Genomic DNA, 19,811 nt, shown 5'->3' with positions numbered 1-19,811 from the left:
GGAAAGCAGGAGTCCCATGTGGCGCGCCGCGATGTTCCATGTCGCTTTTCTCCTGGTCTGCGGCGTCCTTCTTGCCGGTTGCGGCTCCGTCCCCGAGGCTCCCACGGGGGCGCCGCCGGTCGTGCGGGTCTGGCCGCCGTTCGACTCCAAGCGGGCCCGCCCCGACCGCGGCCTGGTGGTCACCGCGCAGGGCGGCACGCTCAGCCAGGTGCTGGTCTACCAGGACGGCGAGCCGGTCCCCGGGCGGCTCGACGCGAGCCGGACGACGTGGCGCACCGACTGGACGCTCAAGCCCGCGGCCGAATACACGGTGACCGCCACCGCCACCCGCCAGGGCGCGCCCGCCACCGTGGCGATGGGCCGGGTCCGCACCCGCGCCGCCGCCAGGACGTTCCAGGTGGCCGGCACCGCGCCGCTGCCCGGCGAGACGGTCGGCGTCGGCATGCCCGTCATCATCGACTTCGACGCCCCGATCGAGGACAGGGCGGCCGTCGAGCGGGCGCTGGAGGTCACCGCGGAGGAGCCGGTCGAGGGCGCCTGGCGCTGGATCGGCGACACCCGGGTGATCTACCGCACCCGGCGGTTCTGGACGCCCAGGCAGCAGGTCACGGTCACCGCGCACCTGGCGGGCGTGCGCGCCGGCGACGGCCTCTACGGCGCCGTCGACTCCACCTTCTCCTTCACCGTCGGCCGCAGGCAGACCAGCACCATCGACACCCGGACCCACCAGATGCTCGTCCACCGCGACGGCGCGGTGGCCCGGCGCATGGCCATCAGCGCCGGCATGGCCACCACCGTCGAATACACCACGACCAGCGGCGTGCATCTGACCATGGACAAGGGCCACCCGGTCCGCATGATCTCGCCGGGCCGGGAGAAGGGCGACCCGGGCTTCTACGACCTGATGATCGACCACGCCGTGCGCATCTCCGACAGCGGCGAATACGTGCACGCCAAGGACAACCTGTGGGCCCAGGGCCGGTCAAATGTCAGCCACGGCTGCGTCAACGCCCGACCCGACCAGGCGGCCTGGTTCTACGACACCTCGCTGCGCGGCGACCCCGTCACGATCACCGGCACCAGCCGCCCCCTCGAATGGGACAACGGATGGGGTTTCTGGCAACTGCCGTGGGAGAAATGGCGTCAGGGCAGCGCGCTGGTGAAAATCGACGCCGCAGGTGGAAGGGTGCCGAAGCGCTGAAATCCGGACTACGGTGGAGGTTGGGGGGAACCACACGCGGACACGGGCCCGTTGTCTTGACAGGAGGGCCGACATGGATGAATGGATCATCTGGGTAATCCTCGCAGTCGTCCTCGGCGTGGCCGAGATATTCACGCTCACCGCCTCGCTCGGCCTGCTCGGTGTCGCCGCCCTGCTGACGGCCGGGACCGCGGCCCTCGGACTGCCCGTCCCCCTGCAGTTACTCTTCTTCGCCCTGTCCTCGGCGGGCGGCCTGCTGGTGCTCAGGCCGATCGCCATGCGCCATGTCAAGCAGCCGCCGCTGCAGCGGTTCGGCGTGGAGGCGCTCGTGGGGAAACCCGCCTACGTCGTGTCCGAGGTGACGGGGCGCGACGGTCGCGTGCGCGTCGGGGGCGAGGAATGGTCGGCGCGCGCCTACGACGAGACCCTGGTGATCCCCGCGGGGGCGACCGTCGACATCATCGAGATCGAAGGGGCGACAGCCCTCGTATATCCCCGGGAGTGACTCATGGACCCGCTGTTGCTGGTCGGACTGTTCGTCATACTCTTCGCCGTGATGACCCTGCTCAAAGCGGTCCGGATCGTCCCGCAAGCCCGTGCCCGCAACGTCGAGCGCCTCGGCCGCTACCACCGCACGCTCAAGCCGGGTCTCAACTTCGTCATCCCGTACATCGACCGCGTCTATCCCATGATCGACCTCCGTGAGCAGGTCGTCTCCTTCCGCCCCCAGCCGGTCATCACCGAGGACAACCTGGTCGTCGAGATCGACACCGTGCTCTACTTCCAGGTCACCGATCCGCGGGCGGCGGCGTACGAGATCGCCAACTACATCACCGGCGTCGAGCAGCTCACGGTCACCACGCTGCGCAACGTCGTCGGCTCGATGGACCTGGAGAAGACGCTCACCTCCCGCGACACCATCAACAGCCAGCTGCGCGGCGTGCTCGACGAGGCCACGGGCAAGTGGGGGCTGCGCGTCAACCGCGTCGAGATCAAGGCGATCGACCCGCCGAAGACGATAAAGGACGCGATGGAGAAGCAGATGCGGGCCGAGCGCGACAAGCGCGCCGCCATCCTCAACGCCGAGGGCCAGCGCCAGTCGCAGATCCTCACGGCGGAGGGCGACAAGCAGAGCCGCATCCTGCGCGCCGAGGGCCAGCGCACCGCCGCCATCCTGGAGGCCGAGGGCCAGTCGCGCGCCATCGACCAGGTCTTCCAGGCCGTCCACCGCAACGACCCCGACCCCAAGCTGCTGGCCTACCAGTACCTCCAGGTGCTGCCGCAGCTCGCCCAGGGCGAGGGCAACACGTTCTGGGTGATCCCCAGCGAGGTCACCTCGGCGCTGCAGGGGGTCTCGAAGGCGTTCACCGAGGCCCTGCCGCGCTCGTCGGCCACCCGCGAGGAGGTCCCGGAGAGCTCGGCGGCCGAGGAAGAGGCCGCCAAGGCGGCCGAGGCCGCGGCGGAGGCCGTCGCCGACGCCCAGGAGGCCGAGAGCCCGAACGGCCCCCGGCAGCTCACCCAGGCCGCCAAGGAGCCGTCTCCCTTCCCCGACCTGGACAAGAAGCCCGAGCAGGCCGAACACTGACCCCACCGCGCCGGCCCGCCCGCGGCCGGCGACCCCGGCCACCCGGTCACGCCCCGAACGGCGCCCGTCGCACGCCTGGCCCGTGCGGCGGGCGCCGGCTTGTCCGCCCTTCCTTCGCCGTCCGCCCGCGTCGCCGGGTTCCCGCCGTTCGGCTCCTTCGGCACGGCCGCGTGAAGCAGAACGGCCGCGTGAAGCAGAGCTGTGGGGGCACTTAAGAACTCCTCGATGGACAGGTCCCGGGCGGAGCGGGCACAGTGCGTTAGGTTCTTTCTGGGGGAAGTGAGGGGCATGAAAGCGCTGGTCAAGGAGAGGGCCGAGCCTGGTCTGCGGCTGGTGGACGTGCCGGAGCCGGCGCCGGGGCCCGGTGAGGTGAAGATCCGGGTGCTGCGCACCGGCATCTGCGGCACCGACCTGCACATCCGGAAGTTCGACGACTGGGCCCGGCACACGCTGGAGCTGCCGCTCATCGTCGGGCACGAGTTCTCCGGCCACGTGGTCGAGGTGGCGCCCGGCGTCGAGGACATCTCCGTCGGCGACCTGGTCAGCGGCGAGGGCCACATCGTGTGCGGCAAGTGCCGCAACTGCATGGCCGGCCGCCGGCACCTGTGCGCCAACACGGTCGGCCTGGGGGTCAACAGGGACGGCGCCTTCGCCGAATACCTCACGCTGCCCGCCTCGAACGTGTGGGTCCACCGCGTCCCCGTGCACCCCGACGTGGCGGCCATCTTCGACCCGTTCGGCAACGCCGTGCACACCGCGCTGTCCTTCCCGCTGGTCGGCGAGGACGTGCTGATCACCGGCGCGGGCCCGATCGGCCTGATGGCCGCGGCCGTGGCCACCCACGTCGGCGCGCGCAACGTGATGATCACCGACGTCAGCGACGAGCGGCTCGACCTGGCCGGCAAGCTCGGCGTCTCCCTCGCGCTCAACGTCTCCCGCTCCTCGATCGCCGAGGGCATGAGCCGGCTCCACCTGCGCGAGGGCTTCGACGTGGGGCTGGAGATGTCCGGCAGCCCGGTGGCGATGCGCGACATGATCGCGAGCATGGCCCACGGCGGCAGGATCGCCATGCTGGGGCTGCCCGCCGAGGAGTTCGCCGTCGACTGGTCCACGGTCGTGACGTCGATGCTCACGATCAAGGGCGTCTACGGCCGCGAGATGTACGAGACCTGGTACAACATGTCCGTCCTGCTGGAGAAGGGCCTCGACCTCTCCCCCGTGATCACCGACCGGTTCTCCTACCGGGACTTCGACGCCGCCTTCGACACGGCGGCCAGCGGCCGGACGGGCAAGGTGATCCTCGACTGGAGCGAGGGGGCCCTGGCCGAGGGGGCGGGGAACGAGCCGACCGAGGCCGCAGCGGCCACGACCATCGACAGGAGCGCCTGATGTTCACGAACGTGCGCGAGCAGCTGCGTACGACGCTCGACGAGATCACCGAGGCCGGGCTGCTCAAGCCCGAACGCGTGATCTCCACCCCGCAGAGCTCGCAGGTGAGCGTGGCCGGCCGCGAGGTGCTGAACTTCTGCGCCAACAACTACCTGGGCCTGGCCGACCACCCCGCGGTGGTCGAGGCGGCCAAGCAGGCGCTCGACCGGTGGGGGTTCGGCATGGCCTCCGTCCGGTTCATCTGCGGCACCCAGGAGGTGCACAAGGAGCTGGAGGGCCGCCTGTCGGACTTCCTGGGCATGGAGGACACCGTCCTCTACAGCTCGTGCTTCGACGCCAACGGCGGCGTGTTCGAGACCCTGCTCGACGCCCAGGACGCGGTCATCTCCGACGCGCTCAACCACGCCAGCATCATCGACGGCATCCGGCTGTCCAAGGCCCAGCGCTTCAGGTACGCCAACCGCGACATGTCCGAGCTGGAGGCGCGGCTGAAGGAGGCGTCGGGGGCGCGGCGGCGGCTGATCGTGACCGACGGCGTGTTCTCCATGGACGGCTACCTCGCGCCGCTGCGGGAGATCTGCGACCTGGCCGAGCAGTACGACGCCATGGTCATGGTCGACGACTCCCACGCCGTCGGCTTCGTCGGCCCCACCGGCCGGGGCACGCCGGAGCTGCACGGCGTCACCGACCGGATCGACATCATCACCGGCACGCTGGGCAAGGCGCTGGGCGGGGCCAGCGGCGGCTACGTCGCGGCCCGCAAGGAGATCTGCGAGCTGCTGCGCCAGCGCTCGCGCCCCTACCTGTTCTCCAACTCCCTCGCCCCGGTCATCGCCGCGGCCTCGCTGCGCATCCTCGACCTGCTGGAGACCTCAGGCGAGGCCCGCGAGCGGCTGCGCGCCAACACCGCCCGCTTCCGCAGCGAGATGACCAGGAACGGGTTCGACATCCTGCCGGGCGACCACCCGATCGTGCCCGTGATGATCGGCGACGCCGCCGAGGCGGGGGCCATGGCCGAGCGCCTGCTCGACCTGGGCGTCTACGTGATCGGCTTCTCCTACCCGGTCGTGCCGCACGGCCAGGCCAGGATCCGGGTGCAGCTCTCGGCGGCCCACTCCGAGCAGGACGTCGACCGCGCCGTGGCGGCGTTCGTCCAGGCCAGGGGCTAGCCGGGGCACCCAGTATCCTCGCTGCGTGATAGACACGCGGCGGTTGCGCACGCTGCGCGCGGTGGCCGACCACGGCACGGTCACCGCGGCCGCGGCGGCGCTGCACCTGACGCCCTCCGCCGTGTCCCAGCAGCTCGTGGCGCTGGAGCACGAGGTGGGCCACCGCCTGTTCACCCGTGACGGGCGCGGCGTGCGCCTCACGGCCGTCGGCACGATCATGCTCCGCCACGCCAACGAGGTCCTGGCCCAGCTCGAACGGGCCGAGGCGGAGGTGGCGGCGTACACGACGGGCGAGGCGGGCGAGGTCACCGTGGCCTGCTTCGCCACCGCGATCAGCGCCGTGCTCTCCCCCGCGATCGCCGCCCTGCGCGCCGCCGCCCCCGGCCTGTCCGTGCGCGTGCACGACGCCGAGGGCGACCAGGCGCTGACCATGCTGCTGGACGGCCGGGCCGACCTGGCGATCGCGGTGGAGTACCGGGGCGCGCCCGACGCCGCCGACCGGCGGCTGTCACGCCGTCCCCTGTACGCCGAGCCGTTCGACCTGGTGCTCCCCCGCGACCATCCCCTCGCCGAGACGGCCACGCTGGTCTCGCTGTCCGGCGAGACCTGGATCGGCCCCTATCCGGGCAACCCCGTGCACGACGTGATCACGTTCGCCTGCCAGCAGGCGGGCTTCACGCCCGGCCTCGTGCACTGCTCCGACGACTTCCGCGCCGTGGTGGCCCTGGTCGGGGCGGGGGCCGGGGTGGCGCTGGTGCCGCGGCTGGCGCTGCGCGACATGGCGCTGCCGGGCGTCGTCGTCCGTCACACGCCGGGTCCCGAGCGCCGCGTCTTCGCCGCCGTACGCCGCGGCTCCGACGCCCATCCTCTCCTGCGCCCGCTGCTGGCCACCCTCCGCACGATCGCGGAATCTCTCGGAACGGCGTGAAACACCTCCACATATCCGGACATCTCCTCAAATGTGTTCGCCGATCGGAAGGAACGCCACATGGGGCCGTCTGAGCCCGAGCAACGCTTCGAGGAGATCTACATGGCGTACTATCCCGCCGTCGCCAGCTACGTGCGGCGACGCGCCGGGTCACCCGACGACATCGCGGACGTGATCGCGGAGACCTTCACCACGGCCTGGCGGCGCCTGAGCGCCGTCCCGCAGGGCGACGAGGCCAGGCTCTGGCTGTACGGCGTCGCCAGGCGCGTGCTCGCCAACCACTTCCGCGCCGAGGAGCGCAGGATCGCCCTGGCCGTCCGGCTGCGCGAGGAGGCCGCGGCCTGGACCCAGCCCGGCACCACCTACGACCCGGCCCAGCAGGCGTTCCAGCGGCTGGCGGACGACGACAAGGAGCTGCTCTCGCTGGTCGCCTGGGAGGGCCTCAGCGGAGCCGAGATCGCGAAGGTGCTCGGCTGCTCACGCGGAGCGGCCCGGCTGCGCCTGCACCGCGCCCGCAAGCGGCTGGCCAAGGAGCTGGCCGCCCTCGACCCCGACCTCGCCGGCTACGGAAGCCGCGCCGTCTCTCTCGCGAAAGGACAGTAACCATGGGCCACAAGCACATCGACGACGTCGTCTCCCGGTTCGCCGCGCCTCCCGTCACCGGAGTCAGCGAGGGAGCCCGCGAGCTGATGCACGAGATCATGGCGGGCCCGCCCGCCCCCGAGCCCGCGCGGTCCCGCAGGCGGCTGGGCCTGCGGGTGGCCATCCCCGCGGGAGCGCTGCTGGCGGCCGGGGCCGTGGCGGCCACCACGTGGCTGCTCCCGGTCTCGCCCGCCGCCGCTCTCGACATCAAGGAGGAAGGCGGCCACTACGTCATCCAGATCAAGGACCTCTACGCCAACCCGAAGGTGTACGAGAAGCAGCTACGGGCCGCCGGGCTCAACGTCACCCTGCGCGTCATACCCGCCACCGCCGCCTTCGAGGGCCAGGTCTTCCCCACGACGCCGGACGACGAGTACGTGAACGAGATCAAGGGCATCTACCCGCCGGGCCCGTGCGCCCGGATGGACGGCTGCGCCATCGGCGTGAAGATCCCGAAGGACTACGCCGGCACCGCCGAAATCGCGGTGAGCAGGAAGGCGCGGCCGGGCGAGAAGTACCAGAGCGTCACCACGTTCGACGCCAAGGGCGAGCCCATGGCGTGCGTGCCCTACCTCAACAAGAAGGTCTCGGAGGTGCTGCCGCTGCTGAAGGAGCGCGGGGTGCGCGTCAGCGAGTACTCGAACAGGGCGCTGGTCGGCAACGACGACGGAAGTGACATGATGAGCTCCGCGCCCGCCGACTGGCACGTCGAGGGCGGATTCCTCACCGAGCCCGGCGTGGCCACCCTGTCCGTCGCGGAGGAGCCGATGACGGAGGAGGAGGTCGCCCACCGCAACAAGAAGTCGCAGCGGGTCAACGGCTGCTCCGTCTCCTGAACCCGGAGCGGCGGGGGAACAGCCTGGAGCAGCGGGGGAACGACTGCTCCGTGCCCTGCCTCCCCAAGCAGCGGTCAACGGCCACCCTGGGCCCGGGTAGCGTGTCACATATGCCGCGAAACGGGCCGGACGGCCTTCCCTACCGGAGGCTGCTCGCCCTGCCCGGGGTCCCGGCGCAGGCCGTGCTCGGGTTCCTGGCCCAGCTCACGCAGCAGGTCGCGCCCGTCGGGATCGTCCTGGTGGTGCAGGAGGCCGACGGCTCCCTGGCACTGGCGGGAGTGGCCGCGGCGGCGTTCTCCGTCGGGAGCGGCATGGGCAGGCCCGTGCAGGGGCGGCTCATGGACCGGCGCGGGGCCCGGCCGGTGCTGGCCGCCACGGCCCTGTTGCACGTGGCGGCACTGCTGGCGCTGCTGGCCTGCGCGCGGGCCGGATCGCCGTGGTGGGCCATGACGGCGCCGGCATGGGTGGCCGGGATCGGGCTGCCGCCGATCTCCGTCAGCATGCGGATCGAGTGGGGCCGCAGGACGGGCGACGAGGGGCGTACCGCCGCCTACAGCCTCGTCTACCTGGTGCAGGAGCTGGCCATGATGATCGGGCCGCTGCTGTTCGGGCTGCTGATCGCGGTGGCCTCGTCCTCGCTGGCCCTGGGCGTGGTCGCGGCGGCCGCCGGCTCCGGCACGCTGGCCTTCTCCCGGGCGCTGCAGGCGGGCCCGGGCCCGTCCTCGCGGGGGCGAGGGCGGGTCTTCGCCGACCGCCGGATGCCGGTGCTGCTGTCCGTGGTGCTGCTGCACGGCTGCACCTTCGGGGCGCTGCAGGTGGGGGTGCCCGCGCTGGCCACCTCACAGGGCGTGCCGGCCGCGGCCGGGGCGCTCGTCGCGGCGCTGTCGCTGGGCGGCATCGCGGGGGCCGCCGCCTACGGCGCGCGCTCGTGGGGCTCGGCGGTCCAGGCGCGGCTGGTGGCGCTGATGCTGGCGCTCGGGCTCGCCCTCGTGCCCGCGGCGCTGGCCGGCGCGTTGCCGGTGGTCGGGGTGGTGCTGTTCGCCGGGGGGCTGGTGCTCAACCCGGCGCTGACGACGTCGTCGCTGCTGGTGGACGAGTACGCGGCCGGCGCCGAGGCCGAGGCGTTCGGCTGGGTGTCCACCTCGCTCGGCGCGGGCGGCGCGGTGGGCGCGGCGGTCGCCGGGATGGCCGGGGAAGGCTTCGGCCCCTCCTCCCCCTTCCTCGCGGCCTCCGCCTTCGCCCTGCTGGGCGCGGCCCTGGCGACGCCGCTCCTCCTGCGCGGGCGCGGTCGAGGACCTCGGTGAGGCGGGCCTACGGGGTCCAGCTCCGCCTTCACGTACGAGCACGGTCGGGGCCTCGGTGAGGCGGGCCTGCGTGTCCGGCTCCGCCGCCGCTCACGTACGGGCGCGGGCCAGGTCGAGGGCCTCGGTGAAGCGGGCGTACGTGTCCAGCTCCGCCTGGACCGGCTCCAGCACCAGCTCCCTGCCGACCTGCCCGATCGCGGAGCGCAGCGCCTTGGCCGTACGGCGGGCCCGGCGCCGGCCGCCCGCCCAGGCCGCCAGCCGCGACAGCGCGGCGATCAGCACGCCCGCCAGCGCCCCGCCCACCAGCAGCACCGTCGGCCACGGCACGACGCCGACGGTCGGCAGCGGCGGCTGGGGCAGGCGCAGGTAGTCCATCGCGAACAGCACGCCCAGCCACGCCACGCCCGCCAGCAGGGCCGCGAACACCAGCCACTGCACCGCGTTCACGGCCCGCCACCAGCGGGGCCGCCGGGTGCCGACGGCGGAGTTGGTGGCCACCGCCCGGTCCACCGCGTCCGCCAGCTCCCCGGCCCGCGACCTGGCCGCCTGCCGCGCCGCCGCCGCCCACGGGCCCGGCAGCCCGGCCGAGGCCGCCTCGCCGACGTCCCTGACCGCCGTCTCGACCTGCGCCCGCTGCACGGCCGACGCCGCCGGCACGGAGGTACGCCCGACAACCTCCCGGCCCTCCTGCCCGGCCGGCGCGGTTTCCGGCCGCTGCCCGATGCCGATGCGGAGTCTGCGCAAGGGGTCGGGGCGGAAGCGTCGCACCCATCGGGTGACCGGCCAGCCGGTGGCGGCGATGGCGCGGTGCCGGTGCCCCTTGGCCACGGCCTCCACGACCAGCGGCACGCCGGCCGCCGTGCACAGCGCGCCGGTGAGCGCCCGCTCGGCCCCCGCCGCCCACTTCCCCGCCCCGCCCGCCGGAGCCCCGGCGTCCGTCCCCGCCGGAGTTCCGGCGTCCGTCCCCGCCGTGGCGAGGCGGCCGGCGGCGGTGGTGATGTCGGCGGCCAGGCGGGCCGACCAGGACCTGCGTTCCGAGACGCGCTCCCCCAGCAGCGCGCGCAGCTCCGCCACGCCCTGCCCGGTCCGCGCGGACACCGCGAGCGCGGGGATGCCGGTGAGGCCGTCGCCGTCCAGGAGGCGGCGCAGGTCGTCCAGGCAGCGCTCCACCGCGGGGGCGGGCAGCCGGTCCACCTGGTTGAGTACGACCACCATCACGTCCCGGTGCCCGGCCAGCGGGCGCAGGTAGCGCTCGTGGAGGGCCGCGTCGGCGTACTTCTGCGGGTCCACCACCCACACCAGCAGATCGACCTGCTCGACCAGCCGGTCCACCTCCAGCCGGTGCGACAGGCGGATGGAGTCGTGGTCGGGCAGGTCGAGCAGGACGAGCCCGGACAGCTCCGGACCGTCGGCGGTGGCCGCGTGGCGGTGCGGGACCTCCAGCCAGTCCAGCAGCGGGCCCGCTCCATCGCCGTCCCACAGAGCCGCCTGGGCGGTCGAGGTCGTGGGCCTGGTGACGCCGACGTCCGCCAGCTCCTCGCCGGCCAGGACGTTGTAGAGCGAGGACTTGCCGCTGCCCGTGGCGCCCGCCAGCGCGGCCACGGTGTGGTCGAGGGACAGCTCGCGGCGCGCGCCGGCGCGTTCGGCGACCGCCCGCGCGCCGGACACGTCCTGCTCGGGCAGCCGTCCCTCGCCCAGCGCGGCGGCCTCCAGCAGGGCGGCCAGCCGGGTGTCGAGGGAGGGCCCCTCCTTGCGGCGCAGCAGCTTCACGGCCTCTCCTCCGCACCGTCCGCCCGCCCGGTCGCGGGCAGGCCGGCCGCGGGGAGGTCGGCCGCGGGGAGGTCGGCCGCGGGGAGGTCGGCCGCGGGGAGGTCGGCCGCGGGGAGGTCGGCGCGGTGGGCCTCGATGCGCCGGGCCGCCGCGCGCAGGGCGTCCGCCGTGCCCCGGGGCGGTTCGACCGTCTCCAGGTGCGCGGTGAACCGGGCCGACTCCTCGGCCAGCAGCTCCCGTACGCGGTCCCGCAGGTCCTCCCGGGCCCGGGCGGTCAGCGTCCGCACCGCCTGGTCGCCGAAGACCGCCTCCAGCAGCTTCTGCGACAACACGCTGGTCCCGCCCGCGATCCCCACCTCGATCCCCGTCAGCCCGCCGGTGGAGGCGAAGACGGCCAGCATGAGCAGCAGCCCGGCCCCGTTCACGCCGAAGGAGGCCACCCTGGCGGCGGTCCGGCGTTCGGCTCCCTCCTCGCGCACCAGGTCCAGCACGTACCCCTGCCAGCCGCGCACCGCCGCCTCGGCCCGGCCGCCCAGTCCGGCCGAGGCGCGGCCCAGGCGGGCGGACTCGACGGCGCCGAGCCGGTCGAGCAGCCCGGCCCCGCCGGGCGCGGCCGACCAGCCCTCCAGCGCCCGCTCCGCGGCCCCGTCGGCGACGCCCCTGATCAGCGACTCCACGCCGCTCTCCAGCGCGTCCCTGAGCCGGGCCTCCGGCACCCGCCCGGTGAAGAAGCCGACGACGCGGTCACGCAGCCGGCCGACCCGGCTCTCCAGGGAGCGCATGAGGTCGCCGGTGCCGATGAAGTCCTGCCAGCGGGCCAGCACCTCGCCGCGCAGCAGCGACCCGTCCCGCAGGCCGGCGTCGAAGTCGGCCATCGCCCCCGCGTACGCGCCGGTCACGACGGAGCGCAACCCGTCGAAGGCGGCCTGCTGGCGTTCGACGGCCGTGGCCAGCGACGGCACCCGGGTGGCGAGGCTGTCGAGCGCCCCCGAGAGCGTCTGGCGTACGACGCGGGCGCGTTCGGCGGCGTCGGCGGCCAGCCCCGTCAGCCAGGCGGAGACGGGCTCGACACAGGCGGCGGGCAGCCGGGCCTTCTCGTCGGGGAGCGCGATCTCGGGGACGGTGAACAGCCGGGTGCCATCGAGCCCGTTCTCGGCCAGCAGGCGGGCCAGGTCGCGGCTGACGGGCTCGACGGCCTCGGCGGGCACCCGGTCGAGGACGACGGCCAGCGCCGTGCTGCGTTCGCGGGCCGAGCGCAGGAAGCTCCACGGCACCTCGTCGGCGTACCGGGCGGCGGTCGTGACGAACAGCCACAGGTCGGCGGCGGCCAGGAGCTGGGCGGCCAGCTCCCGGTTGGCGGTCACCACGGAGTCGATGTCGGGCGCGTCGAGCAGCGCCAGCCCGGCGCCGAGCGCGGGAGAGGTCACCACGCGCAGCGCGCCGGGGCTCTGGCCGGTCGCGCGGGACAGGCCGGGCAGCACGTTCTGGCCCATGAACCAGGAGCGGTCGGCCGGGCTGACGACGAGCGTGGGCACCAGCGTGGTGGGCCGCAGCACGCCCGGCTCGGCGACGTCGGCCCCGACCAGCGAGTTGACCAGCGTGGACTTGCCCGCCCCGGTGGAGCCGCCGACGACGGCGAGCAGCGGCGCGTCCAGGGCGCGCAGCCGGGGCAGCAGATAGTCGTCGAGCTGCCCGGTCAGCTCCCGCAGCGCGCGCCTGTCGGCCTCCGCCTCGCCGACGGCCAGCGGGAACAGCTCCCGGTCCAGCGGCCGCCGCAGCGACTCCAGCGCGCCCAGCAGGTCCATGAGGTCAAACTAACCAGGCGGCGGCTCTCTAAGCACGTATCCGACACTGCGCAGGGTGTGGATGAGCCGCGGCTCGACGTCGTCGACCTTGCGCCTGAGGTAGGACACGTACGACTCGACCACGCCCGCGTCGCCGCCGAAGTCGTAGTTCCACACGTGGTCGAGGATCTGCGCCTTCGACAACACCCGCCCGGCGTTGACCATGAAGTAGTGCAGCAGCTTGAACTCGGTCGGCGACAGCCGCACCTGCCGGCCGCCGCGCGTCACCTCGCGCGCCTCCTCGTCCAGCTCCAGGTCGGCCACCTTGAGCTTGCTGACGGGCGCGCTCTCCCCGCGCGTACGCCGCAGCACCGCCCTGATCCTGGCCTGCACCTCTTCCAGGCTGAACGGCTTGGTCACGTAGTCGTCGCCCACCCGCAGCCCGGCGATCTTGTCCTCGGTGGCGTCGCGCGCGGTCAGGAACAGCACCGGCGCCGCGATGCGCCTGGCCACCTCGAACCCGTCGAGGTCGGGCAGCATCACGTCGAGCACCACCAGGTCGGGCGAGGTGCGCAGGGCCACCTCCACGGCCTCCTCACCGTCGGCGGCGGTGAGCACCTCGAACCCGGAGAAGCGCAGACTCGCGGAGAGCAGATCCCTGATGCTGGGCTCGTCGTCCACCACCATGATCAGCGCCTCGGGTTTCGTCACCTACTTAGAGTGACGCAGCAGCCTGAGGGTTAGCTGAAGGATGACTCCAAGGCGAGTGGGAGTTCGGCGCCGAAGGACGCGTCGGAGCCGGCGCGCAGGGCCCGGCGGGCAGGGCCCGGCGGGCAGGGCCCGGCGGGCGCGAAGGGGATCACTCCAGGGCGAGCGGAAGCTCGACGCGGAAGGTCGAGCCGGCCTCCGGCGAGGTGTCCAGGCTGACGGTGCCGCCGTGGGCCTGCACGAGCGCCCGGACGATGGCCAGGCCCAGCCCGCTGCCGCGGTCTCCGGCGGTGTTGCGGCGCGACCGGGCGGAGTCGGCCCGGTAGAAGCGCTCGAAGACGTGCTCGGCCTGCTCGGGCGTGAGGCCGGGCCCGTGGTCGACGACCTCGACGAACAGCTTGTCCGTGCCCGCCCCGGCCCGCACGATGATCGGGGAGCCGGGCTCGGTGTGCACGATGGCGTTGGTGACGAGGTTGCTGACGACCTGGCGCAGGCGCACCTCGTCGCCGGAGACGATCAGGGCGGCGCCGCCGACCACGTCCAGCTTGATCAGCCGGTCGGGGGCGAGGATGCGGGCGTCCTGCACGGCGTCGGCGGCCAGCGCCAGCATGTCCACCGGCTGCATCTTCAACGGCCGCTGCTGGTCCACCCTGGCCAGCAGCAGCAGGTCGTCCACCAGCAGGCTCATCCGGGCGGCGGCCTTCTCCACGCGCTGCATCATCTCGGCGGGGTCGGCGTTCGGGTTCTGCCGGGCGTACTCGGCGAAGCCGCGGATGGAGGTGAGCGGGGTGCGCAGCTCGTGGGAGGCGTCGCCGACGAACTGCCGCATGCGGTCCTCGGAGCGGCGGGCCGCCGCCTCGGAGGCGGACCTGGCGGCGAACGCGGCCTCGATCTGGGCCAGCATCCCGTTCAGCGACCGGGCCAGGCTGCCCACCTCGGTACGCGGGTCGCCGTCGGGCACCCGGCGCCCCAGCTCGCCGCCGGCGATGGCCTCGGCCGTACGCCCGATCTCGGCCAGCGGCCGCATGCTGCGCCGCACGATCGTGATGCCCACCACGGTCAGGATGAGCAGGATGCCGCCGCCGCCCAGCAGCTCGATGAGCACGAGCCGGCGGGTGATGGCGTCCACCTCCTCCAGGTCCACCGCGACCAGCAGGGTGCGCCGCTGCACCATGCTCTCCAGCACCCGCCACTCGCCGTCTCCGCTGGCGGCGCGGGTGGTGTAGGGCTCGGGCGGGCCGGGCGAGCGCGGCAGGACGGGCTTGGGCTTGCGGTCCACGTCGCGGTCGGTCAGCATCGGCACGAACTCCCCGCCCGGCTCCCTGACCAGGGCGATCGCGTCGGACTCGATGAGGATGGGATGCTCGCCGGTCTCCCTGTCGCGCCTCCAGTCGCTCCTGACCTTCTTGTCCATGCGCGCGCTGAGCAGGTGGAGCTGGCTGTCGACGCGGTCGAGCAGGTAGCCGTGCAGCACCGACACGCTCACCAGGCCGATGAAGAACATGCCCAGGCCGAGCAGCGCCAGCATCGACGCGATGAGCTTGATCCGCAGCGGCATGCCGCGCATCAGGGGCCCGGCGGCAGGCGCAGGACGTATCCGACGCCGCGCAGGGTGTGGATGAGCCGCGGGCTCCGGTTGTCGATCTTCCGGCGGAGCACGGACACGTACGACTCGACGATGCCCACCTCCCCGCGGAAGTCGTAGTCCCAGACGTGGTCGAGGATCTGCGGCTTGGACAGGACGCGGCCGGCGTTCGTCATGAAGTAGCGCAGGAGCTTGAACTCGGTCGGCGACAGCGCGACCGCGTTGCCGCCGCGCCACACCTCGTGGCTCTCCTCGTCCAGCTCGATGTCGGCGAACGTCAGCCGCGGCGGCGCCGCCTGCGGCTCCCCGGCCGTGCGGCGCAGCACGGCGTGGATCCTGGCGACCACCTCCTCCAGGCTGAACGGCTTGGTCACGTAGTCGTCGCCGCCGATCGTGAGCCCGCGGATCTTGTCCTCGGTCTCGTCACGGGCGGTGAGGAACACCACCGGCGTGTGCAGTCCGCCGCCGCGCATCCGCCGGACGATCTCGAAACCGTCCAGGTCGGGCAGCATGACGTCGAGCACGACGAGGTCAGGGCGGTGTCGTTGGACGGCGGCCACGGCGTCCAGGCCACTCTTCGCCGTGGTCACGTCGAAACCCGCGAACCTCAGGCTCGCGGCGAGGAGTTCGAGGATGTTGGGGTCGTCCTCGACTATCAGCAGGCGTGATTCCATCACCTCCAAGGATGCCCTCATTGGACGAGTGCTGGGACAATTCCCGCGATATGCCGCGCAATGGCGAGGCTTGACGTGGCGGCCGGCGAAGGGGCGTTCCGCACCAGGACGACCCTGCCCTGCACGTCCACCACGAAGTCGTCCACCAGGCGGCCGTCCCGGGCCACGGCCTGCGCGCGTACGCCGCCGGGAGCCCTTTCCAGGTCAGCGGCGGTGAGGCCGGGGACGTAGCGGCGCGCGGCACTCAGGAAGACGTTCTTGACGAGCGATCCGTAGACCTCTTTCACCCCGGTGCGCCAGTGGGTCCTGGCCATGCGCAGCGTTCCCGGCCAACCAATAATTTGCCCAACATTACGGAAATTCGACCATCCGTAGCCTTCGTACGCGAGCGCCAGCACCGCGTTCGGCCCCACCAGCACGCCGCCGCCGATCTGCCGCGTCAGGTGCACGCCCAGGAACGGATAGCGCGGGTCGGGCACCGGGTAGATCAGCCCCCGCACCAGGTCCCGCGCGGTGCCCTTGAGCGCGTAGAACTCGCCGCGGAACGGCACGATGCGCACCTCCCCCGGCGCCCCGGCCATCCGGGCGACCGCGTCGGTGCCGAGCCCGGCGCACACCACCAGCCGGTCGAAGGCGAACCTGCGCCTGCCCGCCACCACCTCGACCCGGCCGGCCCGTTCCCTGATGGCCCTGACCGGGTGCGCGAGGCGTACGGACCCGCCCAGCTCCGCCACGTCCAGCGCGAGCCGCCGCGCGACCGCCGGGAAGTCGCAGATCGCGGTGTGCGGCGAGTGGACGGCGGCGACGCCCACCGCGTGCGGCTCGATCTCGCGCAGCGCCAGCGCGTCCAGCTCCGCGATGCCCGGCACCCCGTTGGCGCGCGCCCGCTCGGCCAGCGCGGCCAGCCGCGGCCGCTCGGCCCGCGTGGCGGCCACGACCAGCTTGCCCGCCTCGTGGTACGGCAGGCCGTGCGCCGCGCAGTACTCCTTGAGCAGCGCCACGCCCTCCCGGCAGAGCCTGGCCTTGAGCGAGCCCGGCGGGTAGTAGATGCCCGCGTGCACGACGCCGCTGTTGTGCCCGGTCTGGTGGACACCGACGCGCGGCTCCTTCTCCAGCACGGTGACCGCGGCCCCCCGGGTGATGGCCAGTTCGCGAGCCACCGCCAGCCCGACGACGCCCGCCCCCACGACTCCGATCTTCTCCGTCACAAGCCGATTTTCCGACTTACCAGCCCTCCCCGCCATATCTGGACGATCAAACGCGCGCCCTGCCGCCGTACGGGGGCTCAGTGACGGCTCAACGGTCGGGCTCTCCCCTCGTCAGCGCCTTGCGTCCCAGGTGTGGAAGGCGCCGCGCAGGTGCGCGAAAGAGAGGCACCGCCTGGCACCACGGCCTCCAGGTGATCGTCGTGGACGGGAAGCTCCTGGTGATCGTAAACGGCCGGTCCGCCTGGCGCCATGCACCCGCGCGTCCACCGGGGAGCACCCTCCCTCAGGGTAATCGAACCTATGTACGATGACCGTATGTATCTGCCGCCGGAGTGGCCGCCGGAGGTTCGTCCGCCCAGCGTGCCCGACTGGGAGACCTCGGCCGTGGCCTGGCTGCTCGACGCCGTGCCGCCCGACTACCGGGCCCACGAGGTGTTGAAACGTCATCCGATCGCGCTGGCCAGGATGGCCGCGCACCACGTGAACGCGGCCGTCGAGGCCGCCAGGGCGGGCTACCGGAGCGCGGCGGTGGAGCTCAAGGGCCACCTTCCGCCCCATGCCGTCCAGTCCGTGCTCGACGTCTACCGCGAGGAGGGGCCGCGGCTGGTGCGGCTGGCCCGCTCCGTCGCCGTGGTCGAGCAGGCCCTGCGCGGCGACCTGTTCACCGCGACCATGCGCCACTTCCGGTGAGCCCCCGCCGGCCCGGCGCGCGTCCGGTGGCCGCCGCGTAGGAGCGGGTCATCTCCAGGAAGAGCCCGATCACCAGGAGCCCCAGGACTCCGTGGTACCACCGCCAGCCCACGCCGACGCCGACGAACCCGTCCACGATCATGATCCCCGCGCCGCCGCCCACGGCCAGGAGCATCCCGGCCAGCACGAGCAGCATCGGCACGCGCGGCAGCCTGCGGCCCAACGCCGTGACCGTGGCGAGGGCGACCAGGGCGCCCAGCACGCCGGACGCGGCGGCCAGCCACTGGGCGGTGGCCGCGTCCAGGAAGTAGCTCTCGGTCTCGGCCGCCGTGACGGGCGGGCCGCCGGGGAAGCCGAGCCGGCGCTGGAGGGCGAAGGCGGCCTTCCCCACGGCGTAGCCGAGGAACAGCACCGCCACCGCGTACGCCGGCCAGCGCCGCCGACGATCAGCGTGAACCATGTCCATGCCCGTGACCCTAGGGACGGCCCGCCCGCCGTCACTCCCCCGCGCGGGGGAACCACCCTCCCCGGCGGGAGCGAGCGCCGGAAACCTCCGCCCGGCGACGGCGGGCGGCGGGGCAGACCCCAGGCCGGGAACGGCGGGTGGCGGGGCAGCGCCGCGGCTCAGCGGGTGCGGCGGGCCAGGAAGGTGATGACGCCGATGGCTGCCGCGGCGGCGGCGAGCCAGATGAGGATGTCCGTGCCCGTCAGCCCGCCGCCGCCCGCGGAGTCCTCGGCCGCCGCGCTCTCCTTGTCGTCCTCGGCCTTGGCCGGGCTCGGGGTGGGCGTGGGCGTGGGCGTGGAGTCCTGCGGGATCGGCACCCGGTAGACCGGGCTGCGCGCCCCCTCGGTGCCCGTGAGCAGGGACTTGCCGTCAGGCGTGTACGCGATCGACTCCGCCTGCTCCAGCTCCGGCATCGTGACCTTGGCGATCGTCTGCCCGTCGGGGCGGAAGAGGGTGGCCGAGAAGTAGGTGCGGACGATGTACGACGAGCCGTCGGGCGCGTAGGCGGCGTCGGTGGCCATGAGGGGCGCGCCGGCCACCTTGCGCAGCACGTTCACCCGGTCGGCGCGCAGCCTCTTGGGGGCGGCGTAGACCGAGCCGGCGAACTCCTTCGACACCACGTAGAGCCGCCCGGTCTTGGGGTGCACCATGAGCCCTTCGGCGTTGCGCGCGCCGTCGGCGTACCGGAACCGGTAGCGGACGGCGGGCAGCGTGGCGTCGGCGAGCGTGGCGGGCTCCATCACCTTGTAGACCGAGACGTCGGGCCAGGCCCCGTCGAGGTTGTCGCCGATGTCGGCGAACCAGAGCACGCCCCGGCCGGTCGCCGGGTCCCGGCTCGCGGCCATCGCCTCCCAGTCGCGCGCCTGCGCGCCGCGCAGCTGGAAGGTGGCGCGCGTGCGCCCCTGCCCGTCCACGGCGTAGAAGGTCGGGGTGGCCGAGCTGTCGTTGTGCGTGTAGTAGACGCCGTCGTGCGTCGGCGACACGGCGAGCCCGCTCGACTCCGTGATCCGCGCGTCCCTGAAGGTGAACAGTTTCTCCATCCTGTCGTCGTCCGCCGCCGCGACGGCGGGCACGGCGGGCAGCAGGAAGAACGCCGCCACGACGGCGAGCACCCTGATCACGAAGTCCCCCACCTCGCCATCATGCCCCACGCGCCGCCCCACCGGCTTCCAACGCGATCGGGCCCCGTCGCGTTGATAGTCGGGTGAGAGGAGACGCATGGACCCATATGAGGGCTTCAGGGAGTTCGTACGGGCGCGCCAGCGATCGCTGATGCGCACCGCGTACCTGCTCACCGGCGACGCCCCGCAGGCCGAGGACCTGCTGCAGACCGTGCTGATGCGGACGGCCAGGCACTGGCGGAGGCTGTCCGGGGGCAACCCGGAGGCGTACGTGCGCCGGGCCCTCGTCAACGAGCACATCTCCTGGCGGCGGCGCTTACGCGCGGAGACCCCGACCGCGTCACTCCCGGAGACCGGGCAGCAGGGCGACCCCGGCGACGAGAGCCTGACGCGGATGGCGCTGCAGCGGGCGCTGATGCGTCTGACGCCGCGCCAGCGGGCCGTGCTGGTGCTGCGTTACTACGAGGACCGCAGCGTCGAGGAGACCGCCGGCCTGCTGGGCTGCTCGGCGGGCACGGTCAAGAGCCAGACGAGCCACGCGCTCGGCCGCCTGCGTGCCCTCGCCCCCGAACTGGCCGGTCTGCTGCGTGACGTCGACCCCGAGGAGGTAGCCCGATGACACCCCCTGTGTCAACCTCACGCTGGAACATGCTCGGTCGTTTGCTTGGTAAGGGCGGCTGCAGCGCCGTGTTGATGGGGGTTGTAGGGCCTG

Annotated in this window: 19 protein-coding genes; 11 read left to right on the top strand and 8 right to left on the bottom strand. The window is 73.2% G+C overall.

The features are described 5' to 3' along the window. Window positions 1-31 precede the first annotated feature (31 nt). The 9 genes from IO39_RS17660 to IO39_RS17620 all read left to right on the top strand — a co-directional run bounded on the left by IO39_RS17660 (window position 32) and on the right by IO39_RS17620 (window position 9,054). Entirely contained in the window at window positions 32-1,201 is a 1,170-nt protein-coding gene (locus IO39_RS17660) for a L,D-transpeptidase (protein ID WP_245642032.1), read from the top strand. A gap of 73 nt (window positions 1,202-1,274) precedes the next feature. Next, window positions 1,275-1,706 (top strand): NfeD family protein, encoded by a 432-nt coding sequence (locus tag IO39_RS17655; protein ID WP_043623873.1) that lies wholly within the window; start codon window positions 1,275-1,277, stop codon window positions 1,704-1,706. Window positions 1,707-1,709: 3 nt separating this feature from the next. Beyond that, window positions 1,710-2,786 carry an SPFH domain-containing protein gene (locus IO39_RS17650; RefSeq protein ID WP_043623870.1) on the top strand — a complete coding sequence of 359 codons (1,077 nt, stop codon included), beginning with the start codon at window positions 1,710-1,712 and terminating at the stop codon, window positions 2,784-2,786. A gap of 288 nt (window positions 2,787-3,074) precedes the next feature. After that, complete coding sequence (gene tdh, locus IO39_RS17645) at window positions 3,075-4,175, top strand: L-threonine 3-dehydrogenase (RefSeq protein WP_084773024.1); 1,101 nt, start codon at window positions 3,075-3,077, stop codon at window positions 4,173-4,175. Beyond that, entirely contained in the window at window positions 4,175-5,344 is a 1,170-nt protein-coding gene (locus IO39_RS17640) for a glycine C-acetyltransferase (protein ID WP_043623868.1), read from the top strand. Before tdh ends, IO39_RS17640 begins: the two co-directional genes overlap by 1 nt. 25 nt (window positions 5,345-5,369) lie before the next feature. Beyond that, complete coding sequence (locus IO39_RS17635; RefSeq protein ID WP_043623865.1) at window positions 5,370-6,272, top strand: LysR family transcriptional regulator; 903 nt, start codon at window positions 5,370-5,372, stop codon at window positions 6,270-6,272. A gap of 60 nt (window positions 6,273-6,332) precedes the next feature. Beyond that, window positions 6,333-6,875 carry an RNA polymerase sigma factor gene (locus IO39_RS17630; protein WP_043623862.1) on the top strand — a complete coding sequence of 181 codons (543 nt, stop codon included), beginning with the start codon at window positions 6,333-6,335 and terminating at the stop codon, window positions 6,873-6,875. 2 nt (window positions 6,876-6,877) lie between these two features. Continuing rightward, complete coding sequence (locus tag IO39_RS17625) at window positions 6,878-7,750, top strand: hypothetical protein (protein WP_052423029.1); 873 nt, start codon at window positions 6,878-6,880, stop codon at window positions 7,748-7,750. A 110-nt stretch (window positions 7,751-7,860) separates the two neighbouring features. Continuing rightward, window positions 7,861-9,054, top strand: a complete 1,194-nt coding sequence (locus IO39_RS17620) for an MFS transporter (RefSeq protein WP_043623859.1) — start codon at window positions 7,861-7,863, stop codon at window positions 9,052-9,054. 90 nt (window positions 9,055-9,144) lie between these two features. On the opposite strand, the gene IO39_RS58920 is transcribed toward IO39_RS17620, so the two are convergent. From IO39_RS58920 to lhgD, 6 genes are all read right to left on the bottom strand, one after another. Then, window positions 9,145-10,824 (bottom strand): GTPase, encoded by a 1,680-nt coding sequence (locus tag IO39_RS58920; protein ID WP_052423028.1) that lies wholly within the window; start codon window positions 10,822-10,824, stop codon window positions 9,145-9,147. After that, window positions 10,821-12,629 (bottom strand): GTPase domain-containing protein, encoded by a 1,809-nt coding sequence (locus IO39_RS17610; RefSeq protein WP_052423027.1) that lies wholly within the window; start codon window positions 12,627-12,629, stop codon window positions 10,821-10,823. Before IO39_RS17610 ends, IO39_RS58920 begins: the two co-directional genes overlap by 4 nt. 9 nt (window positions 12,630-12,638) lie before the next feature. Next, on the bottom strand, window positions 12,639-13,295 hold the full coding sequence (locus tag IO39_RS17605; protein ID WP_052423041.1) for a response regulator transcription factor: 657 nt from the start codon (window positions 13,293-13,295) through the stop codon (window positions 12,639-12,641). A 172-nt stretch (window positions 13,296-13,467) separates the two neighbouring features. Further along, complete coding sequence (locus IO39_RS17600; RefSeq protein WP_245642031.1) at window positions 13,468-14,874, bottom strand: HAMP domain-containing sensor histidine kinase; 1,407 nt, start codon at window positions 14,872-14,874, stop codon at window positions 13,468-13,470. Window positions 14,875-14,882: 8 nt separating this feature from the next. Beyond that, window positions 14,883-15,575: a response regulator transcription factor gene (locus IO39_RS17595; protein ID WP_157548521.1), complete on the bottom strand. Its 693-nt coding sequence runs from the start codon at window positions 15,573-15,575 to the stop codon at window positions 14,883-14,885. A gap of 17 nt (window positions 15,576-15,592) precedes the next feature. Then, window positions 15,593-16,819 (bottom strand): L-2-hydroxyglutarate dehydrogenase, encoded by a 1,227-nt coding sequence (lhgD, locus tag IO39_RS17590; protein WP_052423026.1) that lies wholly within the window; start codon window positions 16,817-16,819, stop codon window positions 15,593-15,595. A gap of 279 nt (window positions 16,820-17,098) precedes the next feature. Here lhgD and IO39_RS17585 point away from each other — a divergent pair, with 279 nt between their 5' ends. Next, window positions 17,099-17,473, top strand: a complete 375-nt coding sequence (locus IO39_RS17585) for a hypothetical protein (RefSeq protein ID WP_157548518.1) — start codon at window positions 17,099-17,101, stop codon at window positions 17,471-17,473. Here IO39_RS17585 and IO39_RS17580 read toward each other — a convergent pair. Together IO39_RS17580 and IO39_RS17575 are read right to left on the bottom strand one after the other, a co-directional pair. Continuing rightward, on the bottom strand, window positions 17,445-17,939 hold the full coding sequence (locus IO39_RS17580) for a hypothetical protein (protein ID WP_211267056.1): 495 nt from the start codon (window positions 17,937-17,939) through the stop codon (window positions 17,445-17,447). The genes IO39_RS17585 and IO39_RS17580 overlap by 29 nt on opposite strands. Window positions 17,940-18,097: 158 nt before the next feature. Beyond that, entirely contained in the window at window positions 18,098-19,111 is a 1,014-nt protein-coding gene (locus IO39_RS17575; RefSeq protein ID WP_043623840.1) for a hypothetical protein, read from the bottom strand. An 85-nt stretch (window positions 19,112-19,196) separates the two neighbouring features. On the opposite strand from IO39_RS17575, the gene IO39_RS17570 reads away from it, so the two are divergent. Further along, window positions 19,197-19,718: a SigE family RNA polymerase sigma factor gene (locus IO39_RS17570; protein ID WP_043623837.1), complete on the top strand. Its 522-nt coding sequence runs from the start codon at window positions 19,197-19,199 to the stop codon at window positions 19,716-19,718. Window positions 19,719-19,811: the final 93 nt, after the last annotated feature.

Origin of the sequence: Nonomuraea candida, from assembly GCF_000725485.1 — a bacterium.
Lineage (GTDB): Bacteria > Actinomycetota > Actinomycetes > Streptosporangiales > Streptosporangiaceae > Nonomuraea > Nonomuraea candida.
The sequence above is the reverse complement of the archived record's forward strand: the minus strand, read 5'-3'. Positions and strand labels throughout refer to the sequence as shown.

Bases quoted from the DNA above. Each gene is read 5' to 3' on its own strand.
- IO39_RS17660 (WP_245642032.1), top strand. From the start codon at position 32: ATGTTCCATGTCGCTTTTCTCCTGGTCTGCGGCGTCCTTCTTGCCGGT.
- IO39_RS17655 (WP_043623873.1), top strand. From the start codon at position 1,275: ATGGATGAATGGATCATCTGGGTAATCCTCGCAGTCGTCCTCGGCGTG.
- IO39_RS17650 (WP_043623870.1), top strand. From the start codon at position 1,710: ATGGACCCGCTGTTGCTGGTCGGACTGTTCGTCATACTCTTCGCCGTG.
- tdh (WP_084773024.1), top strand. From the start codon at position 3,075: ATGAAAGCGCTGGTCAAGGAGAGGGCCGAGCCTGGTCTGCGGCTGGTG.
- IO39_RS17640 (WP_043623868.1), top strand. From the start codon at position 4,175: ATGTTCACGAACGTGCGCGAGCAGCTGCGTACGACGCTCGACGAGATC.
- IO39_RS17630 (WP_043623862.1), top strand. From the start codon at position 6,333: ATGGGGCCGTCTGAGCCCGAGCAACGCTTCGAGGAGATCTACATGGCG.
- IO39_RS17625 (WP_052423029.1), top strand. From the start codon at position 6,878: ATGGGCCACAAGCACATCGACGACGTCGTCTCCCGGTTCGCCGCGCCT.
- IO39_RS17620 (WP_043623859.1), top strand. From the start codon at position 7,861: ATGCCGCGAAACGGGCCGGACGGCCTTCCCTACCGGAGGCTGCTCGCC.
- IO39_RS17610 (WP_052423027.1), bottom strand. From the start codon at position 12,629: ATGGACCTGCTGGGCGCGCTGGAGTCGCTGCGGCGGCCGCTGGACCGG.
- IO39_RS17605 (WP_052423041.1), bottom strand. From the start codon at position 13,295: ATGGTGGTGGACGACGAGCCCAGCATCAGGGATCTGCTCTCCGCGAGT.
- IO39_RS17600 (WP_245642031.1), bottom strand. From the start codon at position 14,874: ATGCCGCTGCGGATCAAGCTCATCGCGTCGATGCTGGCGCTGCTCGGC.
- IO39_RS17595 (WP_157548521.1), bottom strand. From the start codon at position 15,575: ATGGAATCACGCCTGCTGATAGTCGAGGACGACCCCAACATCCTCGAA.
- lhgD (WP_052423026.1), bottom strand. From the start codon at position 16,819: ATGGCGGGGAGGGCTGGTAAGTCGGAAAATCGGCTTGTGACGGAGAAG.
- IO39_RS17585 (WP_157548518.1), top strand. From the start codon at position 17,099: ATGTATCTGCCGCCGGAGTGGCCGCCGGAGGTTCGTCCGCCCAGCGTG.
- IO39_RS17580 (WP_211267056.1), bottom strand. From the start codon at position 17,939: ATGGACATGGTTCACGCTGATCGTCGGCGGCGCTGGCCGGCGTACGCG.
- IO39_RS17570 (WP_043623837.1), top strand. From the start codon at position 19,197: ATGGACCCATATGAGGGCTTCAGGGAGTTCGTACGGGCGCGCCAGCGA.